Source organism: Chryseobacterium sp. GW823-FHT05E08, assembly GCF_058795655.1.
Map to the genome: position 1 here is coordinate 128,559 of NZ_JBXAHY010000008.1, position 13,008 is coordinate 141,566.

The following is a 13,008-nucleotide window of genomic DNA, read 5'->3' on the forward strand; positions in this document are numbered from 1 at the left end:
AAATTATACCTCAAAATTATCTGCGAAAAACACAAATCTGAATGCGAAAAAAAATTAAAATAAAAGAGTACATTTGTGAAAATCACAAAACAATGCATCAGGAACGTTTGCTTAAGGAAATTCGTAAAAGAATTGGAGATAAATCTTTGAATGACGAAATCGCCAATATTCTTAATATAAGCTATGATGCAGCACACAGAAGAACTTCGCTGAAGGCAAAATTCAGTTTTGAAGAGGCTTTGGAATTGGCAAAACATTATCAGATTTCGTTGAATCAATTCATCACTTCGGATCACCAAATTGTAGTACAAAAAACTTCGGGAGTGACCGAAACGGAAGATTTACAATCTTTTTTTCAAAATAATCTCAATGTTTTTGAAAGTCTACCACTTTCTGATGGGATAACTATTTATTATTCGGCGAAAGATATTCCGTTTTTTTATACGCTTTCAGATACACTTCTTTCCCGTTTCAAGATTTATGTCTGGATGAATTTATTGAATGCAAAACAGGTTTTTATTCCTTTTCTACAATTTTCGCCACCTTATTTTGAAACAAATACCAAGGAATTAAAAAAGAAATATGAAGAACAAAATGTAGTAGAACTATGGAATAACATGACGATTTCCAGTATTTTACAACAGATTTCTTTCTATTACGACACCGGACTTTTACAAAAAAATGAAGCTCAAATTATTTTGAATGAACTGAAAGAATTAATACAGTATATTGAACAAAAAACAGAAAATAATCCTAAATTTCACTTATATGAAAATGAATTGATGCATCTTTCCAATGACATTTTTTTTCATCATCCAAAACAGTCACTTTTTGCATTGCCGACCAATATGTTTGGATATATTTTGATTAATGATGCTAAAACCTGTGGTGAAACATTGAATTATTTTGAACATCAGATTAAAAATTCAAAATCGATGAGTACTTCTGGAAACAGAGACAGAAAAATATTTTTCAATAAAATGTACGAACAGATTGAAAATTTAAAGCTTAAACTATAATGAATACCCTCCGTAACGGACAATTTTTCGGTCAAACCAATGAAACCCTCAACTTTGACGGGTTGATTATTACTGATACGGAATACACTCATCCTTATGTCGACTGGCATTATCATGAGAACGCTTATTTTACTTTTCTTCTTCAGGGAAATGTGATTGAGGGAAACAAAAAAGAAATCTACGAATGTTTGCCCGGAACTATGCTCTATCACCATTGGGAAGACCCGCATTACAACATAAAACCAGATGGTTTTACAAGAGGTTTTCACATTGAAATTCCAAAAGAATGGTTTGAAAATCTTAACATTTCAAAAGATAATATTGAAGGAAGTTTTAATATTAAAAATCCTGAATTAAAGTTGTTGATGTACAAGATATTTAAAGAAAGTAAGATCAATGACAATGCTTCAGAAACCTCAACACAACAGCTTTTATTAAATATTTTCAGTGAATTATCAAATCAAAAAGTACTTTTAGAAAAGAAACCGATTTGGGTGAAACAAATCAGTGAATTACTTCATGAAACTTGTACTGACAAACTGAATTTGACAGAAATTGCCCAAACTTTAAACATTCATCCAACTCATCTAAGCAGAGATTTCCACAAGTATTTTCACTATAATCTTGGAGATTATGTTCGAAAATTAAAGATCAACAAATCGTTGTCAATTCTTATTACGAACGAAAAATCTTTAACTGAAATTGCTTTAGAATGTGGTTTTGCAGATCAAAGCCATTTTATTCGCTGTTTTAAAGAAAATATGGGAGTAACGCCTTTGAAATATAGGAAGATTTTGAAGTAGTTTTTTCCCACAGATCCCACAGATTTTCACAGATGTTTATATTTTTTTCCAGCATAATCCTTGTCAAGGTTTAAAACCTTGACAAGGATCAATCTATATAATCAACGAAATCACAAATGTTAATTTTATTCTATTTTTTCTAAACTAAGCTGTATATTTTTGTTTAGATTTAAAATTGAAATGAAACCAATCTCCATATTTATTCTGTCACTGATATTTAGCTTATCTTATGGACAAGCTCAAAACCTTATTACTCCAGAAAAAATTGAAAACTCTGTTCAGAAAAATCATTTGAATACAGTTCTCTTTTTAGACAAAGTAATCACTCTGGAAAACCTTAAAGAAAATGATCTTCTGAAAAACATGATCTTTCAGGAAGATAAAGACCTTGATATCAGAGTTTTTATGGATAATTCTTTGGTTAATTATTTACATGAACTCGATCCTAGCCTAACCGCTGATGAATTACTCAAAAAAGGAAATTATCAATTCTCTTTTTATGTTGATGGGAAATTAATTTATGTAGAAAATTTAAATACAGGTGCCGGAACCGCAGAAAATAAAAAGATAAAAACAAATTTTAGAATTCCTTTAATGAGTTCTAATAATGAAGATTCTTGGGGGAAATATTTATGGTCTCGTTTTTATTTGCTTCATGGCGGAATCGATGCTTTGACTGCAGGAAAGCATATTCTAAAAATAGAAATCCGACCTTATTTAAAGTTAGCATCAGTAAAAACAGGTCGTGTTATTGCAAAAGGTGAAATTAATCTAAATGTTCCTAAAAAAGATATTAGCGAAAAACAGATCGCACTTCAACCTATCAAACCTAACAGCGGATGGGAAGTTTCTACAGAAAAATTTAACACAGAAAAAATTAGAAATTTAAATCAAAAAATTGCAGAGAACAGATTCAGAGATATTACCAGCATTGTTGTTGTTGTTAAAAATAACAAACTTCTTATTGAAGAATATTTTAATAATTCTGGAAGAGACAGTTTACAAGATACCCGTTCTGTAGGGAAATCTTTTGCGTCTGCATTAGCTGGAATTGCCATTAAAGAAGGTTATTTAAAGAATGAAAATCAAACACTTGGAGAGTTTTATCATTTAAAAGAATTCCAACATTATGCTCCGAAAAAAGACAGCATAACCCTGAAAAGTTTGTTGACGATGAGTTCAGCGTTTGAAGGGAACGATGAAGATGAAGATTCTCCCGGAAATGAAGAAAACATGTACCCTACCGACAATTGGGTAAAGTTTACACTTGATATTCCTATGACGGATAATAAAATTAGTAAAAAATGGAGTTATTTCACAGCGGGAGTTGTTGTTGTAGGAGATATTTTAGACCAAAAGGTTCCAAATGGACTGGAAAATTACGCCAAAGAAAAACTTTTTAATCCATTAGAAATCAAAAATTATAAATGGCAATACACTCCACAGCATAAAATCTCATTAGCAGGAGGACTGAAAATGAATGCATTAGATTTTGCTAAATTAGGTCAATTATACAAAAATAATGGAGAATGGAAAGGCAAAAAAGTAATAGACAAAACATGGATCAAAAAATCATTCACTAATTATTTCACTGAAAATAAAGACTTTGAAGGCTACGGATATTTATTTTGGAGAAAAGTATATAAGGTTGGAGACCAAAGTTTTGAGGCGTATCAATGCAGTGGAAATGGTGGTAACAAAATCATTATGTTCACTGAAATTCCTTTAGTGATCGTAATTACAGCAAAGGCCTATAATAAAGCATATGCTCATCCACAATCTGAGAAAATAGTACAGGAATATTTATTACCCGCAGTTTATGAGCAATAAATAATTGGTAAAAAGTAATTAAAATAATATGGGAAGATGAAAGTTGATTAACTTCTCATCTTTTTTTGTGAATTTTATTCGTCTTTTTTAGAAGAAACTAAAAAGACATCAATAAGACCTTCAGGAAGTATCATTTTGATGATTCTTTCCTCTCTGTCGACTTCCAGAATCCAGTCTTTGATCATAGGAATGACAACTTCTTTTCCGTCTAGGTTTGTAACGAAATAAACCTGAGCGGTCTGATCATTTACAGATCTGATGACCCCACAGTCGTTATCATTTTCATCAAGAATATTATATCCGATGATTTCGTGATAATAAAACTGTTTCCCTGAAAGTTTCGGCAATGTAGTAAGCGGTAAGTAAACGCTTTTCCCCAAAGATTGGTCTACCAAAGCCTCAGAAGAGTTTTTAAAGGCAAGATTAAGAGCATCTAATTTGCTCCAAGATGATTTTTCAATAAAAAAAGGAACCAATAATCCGTTGATTTCAACGAATATTGATTCCAGTTTATTGTAAAGCTCGGGCTGGTCTGTGTCCAATTTAAGGATCACATTACCCGCAAGGCCGTGTCTGCGTGTGATTTTTCCTAGTAAATAGCAATCTTCTTTACGCATAACAGGGATTTTTAAGCTTCAGTGTTTTCTTCAGTTTCAGTAGCAGCAGGAGCTTCTCCTTCTGTAGTAGCTTCAGCAACAACTTCTTCAGCAGGTGCGTTAGCAGCTTCTTCAGCAGCTTTAGCATCAGCAATAACTTGTGCAGCAGCAGCAACTCTAGCTTCGTTTACTTTAACTTCAGCCTCTAAAGCAGCTTTCTTAGCGTCAACTTGAGCTTTAGATAAACCGTCTACTTTACCTTGTACTTTTTGTTCTTTAGTTTCTAACCAAGCAGCAAATCTTTTTTCAGCTTCAGCCTCGTCAAAAGATCCTTTAGCAACACCGCCTTGTAAGTGTTTTTTGTAAAGTACTCCTTTGTAAGAAAGAATAGCTCTTGCAGTATCAGTTGGTTGAGCACCGTTGTTTAACCACTTTACAGCAGAATCAACGTTCAAATCGATAGTCGCAGGGTTAGTAATTGGGTTGTAAGTACCTAGTTTCTCGATGAATCTACCATCTCTTCTAGCTCTAGCATCTGCAACCACGATGTGGAAAAAAGGTCTCCCTTTTGATCCGTGTCTTTGTAATCTGATTTTTACTGACATAATGTTTGAATTTTATGGGAACTCGTCCCAGTTAAATATTTAAGAGTGCAAAGATAAATAAAATTTTCAATTCTACGATCAATAAATGCAACAATTTATCAATCTGACAATGTAACAATGCTTTAATGAGCTTTCATTGATAGATTTGTAAAGTTTTAACTTTAGTTAGTCTTTACTTCTAATAATTATTCCCGCAAGGTTTGTGACTATTTTCTAAATGTTTTATCAAACGACTGCCACCCTAGCCCCGATTGGAACGACATCCTTTTTAGTTGCGGCCGGAGCGAAGCGGAGGCCGTAACTAAAAAGATACAGTGGAAAGCGGGAAATAGCTCCTTAAAACAATTCGTCGAATTCAAAAGCCTCTAAAAAAAGGTTTAAACAGATCCATTGTTAAAGTGATCAACTTTTCCCATGTAGAAAAGCCCAAGACACTTCTGGTTTTCTTCGATCGTCAAAGAATCTTTCAATTGATCTACGATTTTAGGAGAACTCCAATAACATCCGATATTATTTGCTGTACAAGTCAGATACATGTTCTGAACCGCCATAGAAACGGCAGCGATTTCTTCCCATTCAGGAACCATTCCGCTGAAATTGACTATGATTGAAGCAACAGCATCAGCTTTATTGATTTTAAAGCCAATGTCATTATATTTTTTCTCTAAAAATAGTTGTTCGGGTTGAGAAGCTTTGTAAATAGCCTGCATTTCGAAAGCTAATTTCACTTTTTCTTCTCCTTTGAAGATCTTAAAACGCCAAGGTTTTGTACGTTTGTGATTGGGAGCAAATGTCGCTGAATTCAGGATTTCATTAATAATTTCCTGAGATATTTCGGTTTCAGTGTAATCTTTTGGAAAGATGCTTTTTCTTTGCTCTATGATTTCTTTTAAAACTTCTGCTTTATTCATAGATGCAAAATTACGAAAAAGTTGATCGTTGGCGGTTGTTAGTTGTTGGTTTTATTATGGGTTTAAAAATTTAGATTCTTCCTTCGCCAGAATGACAGTACGAAAAATCAATTCATAATTCATAATTCATAATTCATAATTCATAATTCATAATTCACAATTCTACAAAACTTCTACGATTTCCTGATGAATTTTATTGAGGGTAAAATCGTCTCCGGGTTTCATGCCCATCATTTTTTTAGCCATCGGGCTTTCCGAGGAAATAGCATAAAAGCGATCTCCCTCAAAAAAAAACTCTCCCAAGGACACTGATATATAAAAACGAGCTTTATTGGTAATGACAATCGAACCCAACTGCACTCTTTCTGTGGCATTATTTAAAACTTTTGACATATTTCGCTGAAGGTCATTTAAAGCCGCCAATTGTCTCTGCATCTGATAAATCTCCTCCTGCATTTCCTCCCTCATACTATCATATTTCGGAGTTTTTTTGATATCACGGGTTGCATCCAACGTAAACTCGATAAAGTTTTTCAGCTTTTCGATTTTTTCGGCAATAATGGTCTTCACAAAGTTTCTTATGGCATTTTTCTCAAATACGGTCTTCTCCATAAATCTTTTCTTTATATAAAGATAATATTTTTTTGAATAATATTTTATTTTTGAATTTCTAAAAACTTCAAATAAGCAAAATAATTACACATAACTTTTAATAAAGAGACCCTATTGAAAAAGCCTTGTAAAATCTACAAGGCTCTCATTTTATTTTTCTACCAACGCTTTCAAATTATTCAACCCTTCTTCGTAGGATTTTCCCATTTGGTAATCCATCATTGGTCTCATTATTTTCATCATAGGATCTTGCTCGGTATCCATCGTCCAGACTACTTTTGTAGCATTTCCTTCAGGAGATAAAACGATCTCAGAGGTTGCTTGCCCTTCAAAAGGTTTTACAAAAATCATTTCTGTTTTTTGCTTTTCGTTTAAAACTAATTCTTTAATTTCCTGACAACCCGCTCCTGCATCATCATTTTTGCTGTCCCAACAATATTTATCTCCCACTTCTCCTGAATTTCCGGTATAGGTGATTTTCATTGTTTTATCTAATTTCATCCAAGGATTCCATTGATTAAAAGCCTTCATTGAACTTATTTGCTGCCATACTTTTTCTTTCGGAGCATTAATTACCATGGATTTTTCATAATGATAATTTTTACCAAAAGCCAGCATTGCGATTACGGCATATCCAATAATTAAAAGAACAATTACGCCAATAATTTTTAAGATTGTTTTCATAGTTTAAAATATTTAGGGTTAAATTTTTAACATCATTAAGTTGTAAGTCTGTTGTCAAAATTAATCATTCCGCCTATATCTCAACTTTTCATATGACAAGATTATTAAAGATAAAGCATTTTTGTCATACCTTTTCATTGAGGCATTATTTTTGAGAATTCCACCATCAAATCAATACGAATTATTACATTTACACTTATTAAAAAATCGAAAAATGAATATTTTAACAGAAAAATTTAACACACCATATCATTCAGCGCCATTCAATTCTATTAAAAACGAAGATTATCTTCCTGCTTTTAAGGAATTAATTCAAACATCAGAAGAAGAAATCAATGCAATTGTCAATAATTCAGAAGAACCCACTTTTGAAAATGTAATTGAAGCATTGGCGTATTCGGGAGAGCAATTGGATGCGGTTTCTAATATATTTTTCAATTTAAATTCAGCAGAAACGAGTGATGAACTTCAACAGATTGCTCAAGAAGTTTCTCCGATCCTAACGGAATATTCATCAAAAATTTCTCAAAACGAAGCTCTTTTCAACAAAATCAAAAAGGTTTACGATGAAAAAGAGAAATATAACCTTAATGAAGAACAGCAAATGCTTTTAAATGAAACTTACAAAGGTTTTGTGAGAAGCGGTGCTTTATTGAATGAAGAAGATAAAGAAAAATTAAAGAATATCAGCATGGATTTGTCTTTAAAATCTTTGCAATTCGGACAAAATGTGCTGGCTTCGACCAATAATTATTTCAAACATATTACCAATAAAGATGATTTGGCAGGAATTCCTGAAGCTATTATCGAGCAATACGCCGAAGAAGCTAAAGAAAGAGAGCTTGAAGGCTGGGTAATTACTTTACAATACCCAAGTTATCTTCCGTTGATGACCTATGCTGAAAACCGCGAATTAAGAAAAGAAATAGCATTGGCAAACGGTAAAAAATCTTTTGACGGTGGAGAATTTGACAATCAAAATCTCATCAAAGAACTTCTTCAATTAAAACAGCAAAAATCAGAATTATTAGGTTACACCAATTATGCAGACTATGTTTTGGAGGAAAGAATGGCAAAATCTCCAACAAAAGTATTAGACTTTTTAAATGAATTATTAACGAAAGCCAAACCTTACGCCGAAAAAGAAATTGAGGAATTAAAATCATTAGCAAAAGCCGATGGAATTGATGAAATACAAGGCTACGACCACGCTTTTTATGCTGAAAAGCTTCGTAAAGCAAAATATGATTTAAATGACGAGGAATTAAAACCTTACTTCCCATTAGATCAGGTTCAGGATGCTGTTTTTGGATTGGCTAATAACTTATTCGGACTAACTTTTGAAGAAAGAAATGACATTCCGAAATATCATGAAGATGTGAAAGTGTATGAAGTTTTTGAAGCAGGAAGCGGGAAGTTGGAAGATGGAAGTAACAATCCTGAAAAAACTTTCAAATCTCTCCTATATGTTGATTATTTTCCGAGAAAAGGTAAAAGAGCCGGAGCGTGGATGACGAGTTATAAAAATCAGTACAAAAAAGATGGTGAAAATTCCCGCCCGCATATTTCTATTGTTTGTAATTTCAGCAAACCAACGAAAGATACACCGAGTTTATTAACGTTTCAAGAAGTGACGACTTTATTCCATGAGTTTGGTCACGCTCTTCACGGAATGTTGGCTAATACGCAATATCCTACCCTTTCCGGAACTTCTGTAAAATGGGATTTTGTGGAATTACCGTCTCAATTCCTAGAGAATTTCTGTTACGAACCTGAGTTCTTAAAAACTTTCGCCAAACATTATAAAACAGGTGAAATTCTTCCAGACGAAAAAATCGAAAAAATTGCACTTTCTAAAAACTTCATGGAAGGTTATCAAACGATGAGACAATTAGGTTTCGGGATTTTGGATATGAATTATCATACTAAACTTGCAGAGTTGGAGGGTAAGAGTGTAAAGGAGTTTGAGGATGGTTACACAAAAGCCACCCAGCTTTATCCTGCAAACCCGGAAACTGCGATGAGCCCAAGTTTTTCGCATATTTTCCAGGGTGGATATTCTGCAGGATATTATTCTTACAAATGGGCAGAAGTTTTGGATGCCGATGCTTTCCAATATTTTAAAGAAAACGGAATTTTCAATCCTGAAATCGCCTCAAAATATAAAATCCTTCTTTCTTCCGGTGGAACAAAAGATCCAATGGAATTGTATAAGAATTTCAGAGGAAGTGAGCCGAAAGTGGAGAGTTTGTTGAAGAGGGCGTTTGGGTAAGATTTAAAAATAAATTTAAAACTCCAGAAAGATGAAAATTTTTCTGGAGTTTTTTCTTTTAAATACTTTATAAATTGTAAACTTTATTATTTTTGATAAAACTAACTATTGACCATATCTCTGATTTCATGAAATTTAAAGTATTTACATTTTGCGCAATCTTATTTTCAATTATCATCTATTCTCAAAGAAGGAATGATTTCCCATATTCAGATAAAATTCCTGATTGCAGTTTAATTAATAACGGAACATTTACTCGAGATGAGAAAAATTCATTGAAAATAAAATTTCGTAAAAATAGAATGATTGAAATTATTGGCAAAAAAATAGTTACCGTAGAAAGTAGCTTAAAGATGTTGAGCAAATGTAAGTTTGAGACTGAAATAAAAAGTATTAAAACAAAATATCAAATTACTGATGATTTTATTTATATCGGAAAAAAGACAGTATATGAAATTGTTGAAACAGGAAAAAACTATATAATTATGGATTATTCTTGTAATGAAGATAGAAATACTTGCTCTGAAATTTTAGATAAAAAATAATCTTTACATTATGATTTTTCACAAAACTTGTTATTCTGGAAGGATCTAAACATAGTATTAGAAAATAGTTTGGAAAGATTCGCGCCTGGATCCATTCAAGATGACAAACAAAACGTTGAATTTATTGTAATGATTTGAGAAGATGACAAAAATCCTAGCCCAGATGTTCTATGTTAAAATGCAAATTATTCAGGTTAAAATTTAAAGTTTTTTTGATAATCCGGTTGATAATTTATTTTATTTTTCACCACTCCAAAACATATTCTCAGAAGCTTATTGCATACTGCGATCAAAGCTAATTTCTTAGGCTTTCCTTGAGAAACAAGTCTTTCGTAAAATTCTCTACATTGTTTGTTATGTTTAATTGCCGTCCAAGAGCAAACATATAGCAAACCTCTGATGTGTGTCTTTGAAGTTCTGCATTTCCCTGGTGAATACGATTTCTTACCAGATTGATAAATCCGAGGAGCCAAACCAAAATACTTAGATAATGATTTTGCTGAAGTAAAGTTTTTAAATCCTGAAGTAGCCGTCATCAATTGAAGAGAGGTCTTTTCACCAATGCCTGAGACAGATTGTAGCAGGCTTTTAGTTTCCTTAAACTCTGCATTCTGCAGCTCAGGGAGACGACTTACGACCTCCTTGATCTCTTTTTCAAGTTGTTTTAATCTTCTCTCGTAATGTTTTTCTGTGTTTGGATTAATCTTAGGATGATAGCGAAGAGATTTTAGCTTTACTCCATACCTCCTTTTTTCTTCTTCCAAATCGCTGAGAAGCTTTAGTTCCTGATCAAGATGTTCAATCTCAACACTTTTAGCAACATAAATATCAGGACCAAACATTTCTCCGTAAAGCCGAATAAGCTTGGCATCTTCAGCATCAGTCTTGCTTATGATGTTTTTCATTCTCGCAAAATGCTTAACAGACATACAATTGATCAGACTTGAGTCAAAGCCTTGAGCTAAGGATAAATGTAAAATACGACTGCTGTAATTTCCTGTGGCCTCAATGACTAAACAATAATCTTCTATCCGGAATTTCTTTAGAAAAGACAAAATAGAGCGATGGGTGTTTTCTATGTTAAAAACCTGATCTCTATTTTCAAAATCATTGAAGCTTACTGTTAAAAACTTCGATCCAACATCAACTCCAATTACTTTTTTTGATATTTTTGACATACAAAATTCTTTTTTTAAAGAAGTTTTCTTCTGATCCACCATGGTAAAAGTTATGACCAAACAACGTTCTATCCGGATTTGGAAGAAAACAGCAGCAGGGGAATAAAATCTGGGGCGATATCTAACTATCAATGAAGCGTCGGTCTTTATCCTGCTGCTTTTTTCTTTAGGTTAATTTTTTTAACTAATTTATTCAACTAGTTTTAATAATGCAAACTTACCATTGCAGTGAAAATCCTTTTTTGAAAAAAAAGATTGTAACGGAAAGCTGGAAAAAGCTCCAAATAAAAAATAAAAAATTATGAAATTCAAAATACTCCTTTTATTAATTTTCACCATAAATCAAGCTTTTGCACAAAAGAAAGAATTTCGGGATACAAAAGTTGATACGCTTACCTTTTTAAACAATAGAAAAATATTAAACAGCTTAAATACCGATAAATTTCAAAAGAAAATATTTGTAGAAAATGACATTAAAATTCCATACAGATTTTTAACGCCTAAAAACAATCGTACAAAAGAAAAATTTCCGTTGGTTATTACATTTCATAATTCGACAAGAATCGGAAATGACAATGAAAATCAACTTGAACCATTCGCTAAAATATGGTTGCGAGATGAAATTTATGAGAAATTTCCGTGTTATGTTGTAGCGCCACAATTCAATACACGCTCTACAAATTATGAGATCAATGGAGAAGGAATTCAAGTTTCAAAGCCATCCAACGAGGTTTCTGCTTTATTTAAATTGATTAAAGATCTCGAAAAACAATATCCCAATATTGATAAAAACAGAATCTATCTGATAGGATATTCGATGGGAGGTTCAACTGCTCAAAATCTTATGAATTTGAGTCCCAATACATTTGCAGCGGTTGTTTCTGTCGCTTCTGTTCCGGATTTGTCGAATCTTAATAAAATCAAAGAAAAAAATATCTGGTTAATTCACGGTAAAAATGATGATGAAAATCCATATGTTGGAAGTGTTGAATTATATAAAAAACTTCCTTCCAACAAAAATTTAATCTTTACAACATTCACCAACCTTAATCATAACAATATTGTGATTCCGTTTTTGGTGACGGATGAAATTCCGAAATGGTTATTTGAAAAACGTAAATAAAAGAAAAATAAATAGTTGCAATTCCGTAATTTTACGCCATGAATAACATAACCCAAAGATTAGAAAACGTAAAAAAACTCCAGGCAAAAAGATGGGAAAATGAAGATCACTGGGACGACATTAATGATCTTTTAGTTAAAGAACTGGATGAAATTTTACTCATCGAACCTGAAAATACGGCAGCTTTAATCAATATCGGCGCGGTTTATTCTGATATGGGAGAAAATGAGAAGGCAATAGAATATTTGAAAACTGCAATGAACTTAGGTTCAGTAGATAAAAACTTGTATATAAACCTTGCAATCGTAATGGTTTATATGGAAATGCATCAGGAAGAATATCATGAATATCTGGAAACTGCTGAAGATAAAATTGAAGATCCGTTGACTTTTAAAGCCTATTTCGATCCCAATTCTCAGTAGGAAAATATTAAATCAATAAACAATAACTTAAAATTCTTAAACCATGTTACTAGCTATTTTATTACCCTTTTTATCTTTCATTGTTCGTGGAAAAGTTTTAACAGGAATCATCTGTTTAGTTTTACAAATTACTTTAATTGGTTGGATTCCGGCTGCAGCTTGGGCTGTTTTATCATTAAATAACGAAAGAGCAGAAGAACGAAATGATAAATTGATTAAGGCCATGCGAAATAATCAAAAATAAAATTCTCAATCAAAATATTGCAAATCCTTTAAGAAATTAAAGGATTTTTTTTTCGCAGACGGAATATTGTTGGGAACTTTAAAAGAAATCAACGCTAAATCAAGATTCCAACGCATAGCATATCAAATTTTTAATTTAAATAGAGACATATTTTGTATCTTTAG

At 32.4% G+C, this 13,008-nt stretch carries 14 protein-coding genes; 8 read left to right on the forward strand and 6 right to left on the reverse strand.

Features of this window, described 5'->3' with window-relative positions; genetic code table 11:
• Positions 1–41: 41 nt before the first annotated feature.
• The 3 genes from AC1Q7L_RS21225 to AC1Q7L_RS21235 all read left to right on the forward strand — a co-directional run bounded on the left by AC1Q7L_RS21225 (position 42) and on the right by AC1Q7L_RS21235 (position 3,652).
• Positions 42–1,019, forward strand: a complete 978-nt coding sequence (locus tag AC1Q7L_RS21225; RefSeq protein WP_492307887.1) for an XRE family transcriptional regulator — start codon at positions 42–44, stop codon at positions 1,017–1,019.
• Positions 1,019–1,822: an AraC family transcriptional regulator gene (locus AC1Q7L_RS21230; RefSeq protein WP_492307886.1), complete on the forward strand. Its 804-nt coding sequence runs from the start codon at positions 1,019–1,021 to the stop codon at positions 1,820–1,822. The genes AC1Q7L_RS21225 and AC1Q7L_RS21230 overlap by 1 nt, the downstream gene beginning before the upstream one ends.
• A gap of 180 nt (positions 1,823–2,002) precedes the next feature.
• The gene (locus AC1Q7L_RS21235) at positions 2,003–3,652 is read left to right on the forward strand and encodes a serine hydrolase domain-containing protein (protein WP_492307885.1); all 1,650 of its coding nucleotides are present in this window, start codon (positions 2,003–2,005) and stop codon (positions 3,650–3,652) included.
• Between the two features lie 74 nt (positions 3,653–3,726).
• Here AC1Q7L_RS21235 and rimM read toward each other — a convergent pair whose 3' ends face one another.
• The 5 genes from rimM to AC1Q7L_RS21260 all read right to left on the reverse strand — a co-directional run bounded on the left by rimM (position 3,727) and on the right by AC1Q7L_RS21260 (position 7,060).
• Positions 3,727–4,269 carry a ribosome maturation factor RimM gene (rimM, locus tag AC1Q7L_RS21240; RefSeq protein ID WP_066755409.1) on the reverse strand — a complete coding sequence of 181 codons (543 nt, stop codon included), beginning with the start codon at positions 4,267–4,269 and terminating at the stop codon, positions 3,727–3,729.
• A gap of 11 nt (positions 4,270–4,280) precedes the next feature.
• The gene (locus tag AC1Q7L_RS21245) at positions 4,281–4,853 is read right to left on the reverse strand and encodes a 30S ribosomal protein S16 (RefSeq protein WP_492307884.1); all 573 of its coding nucleotides are present in this window, start codon (positions 4,851–4,853) and stop codon (positions 4,281–4,283) included.
• A gap of 377 nt (positions 4,854–5,230) precedes the next feature.
• Positions 5,231–5,764, reverse strand: coding sequence for a nitroreductase family protein (locus AC1Q7L_RS21250; RefSeq protein ID WP_492307883.1), 534 nt, complete (start codon positions 5,762–5,764; stop codon positions 5,231–5,233).
• 162 nt (positions 5,765–5,926) lie between these two features.
• Positions 5,927–6,376, reverse strand: coding sequence for a GreA/GreB family elongation factor (locus tag AC1Q7L_RS21255; RefSeq protein ID WP_066755396.1), 450 nt, complete (start codon positions 6,374–6,376; stop codon positions 5,927–5,929).
• Positions 6,377–6,526: 150 nt separating this feature from the next.
• Positions 6,527–7,060 (reverse strand): SRPBCC family protein, encoded by a 534-nt coding sequence (locus AC1Q7L_RS21260; protein ID WP_492307882.1) that lies wholly within the window; start codon positions 7,058–7,060, stop codon positions 6,527–6,529.
• A gap of 214 nt (positions 7,061–7,274) precedes the next feature.
• Between AC1Q7L_RS21260 and AC1Q7L_RS21265 the strand changes: the two genes are divergently transcribed.
• Both AC1Q7L_RS21265 and AC1Q7L_RS21270 read left to right on the forward strand, forming a co-directional pair.
• The gene (locus tag AC1Q7L_RS21265) at positions 7,275–9,332 is read left to right on the forward strand and encodes a M3 family metallopeptidase (protein WP_492307881.1); all 2,058 of its coding nucleotides are present in this window, start codon (positions 7,275–7,277) and stop codon (positions 9,330–9,332) included.
• A 128-nt stretch (positions 9,333–9,460) separates the two neighbouring features.
• Entirely contained in the window at positions 9,461–9,877 is a 417-nt protein-coding gene (locus AC1Q7L_RS21270) for a hypothetical protein (RefSeq protein WP_492307880.1), read from the forward strand.
• A 194-nt stretch (positions 9,878–10,071) separates the two neighbouring features.
• Here the strand turns inward: AC1Q7L_RS21270 and AC1Q7L_RS21275 are convergent, their stop codons facing one another.
• The gene (locus AC1Q7L_RS21275; protein ID WP_492307879.1) at positions 10,072–11,055 is read right to left on the reverse strand and encodes an IS110 family RNA-guided transposase; all 984 of its coding nucleotides are present in this window, start codon (positions 11,053–11,055) and stop codon (positions 10,072–10,074) included.
• Between the two features lie 301 nt (positions 11,056–11,356).
• Here AC1Q7L_RS21275 and AC1Q7L_RS21280 point away from each other — a divergent pair, with 301 nt between their 5' ends.
• From AC1Q7L_RS21280 to AC1Q7L_RS21290, 3 genes are read left to right on the forward strand one after another with little or no spacing between them, the layout of a single operon-like run.
• The gene (locus tag AC1Q7L_RS21280) at positions 11,357–12,178 is read left to right on the forward strand and encodes a carboxylesterase family protein (RefSeq protein ID WP_492307878.1); all 822 of its coding nucleotides are present in this window, start codon (positions 11,357–11,359) and stop codon (positions 12,176–12,178) included.
• A 38-nt stretch (positions 12,179–12,216) separates the two neighbouring features.
• A complete protein-coding gene (locus AC1Q7L_RS21285; RefSeq protein ID WP_072407901.1) occupies positions 12,217–12,600 on the forward strand; it encodes a hypothetical protein in 384 nt (127 codons plus the stop codon).
• Positions 12,601–12,643: 43 nt separating this feature from the next.
• Complete coding sequence (locus tag AC1Q7L_RS21290) at positions 12,644–12,844, forward strand: YqaE/Pmp3 family membrane protein (RefSeq protein WP_410692220.1); 201 nt, start codon at positions 12,644–12,646, stop codon at positions 12,842–12,844.
• Positions 12,845–13,008 lie beyond the last annotated feature (164 nt).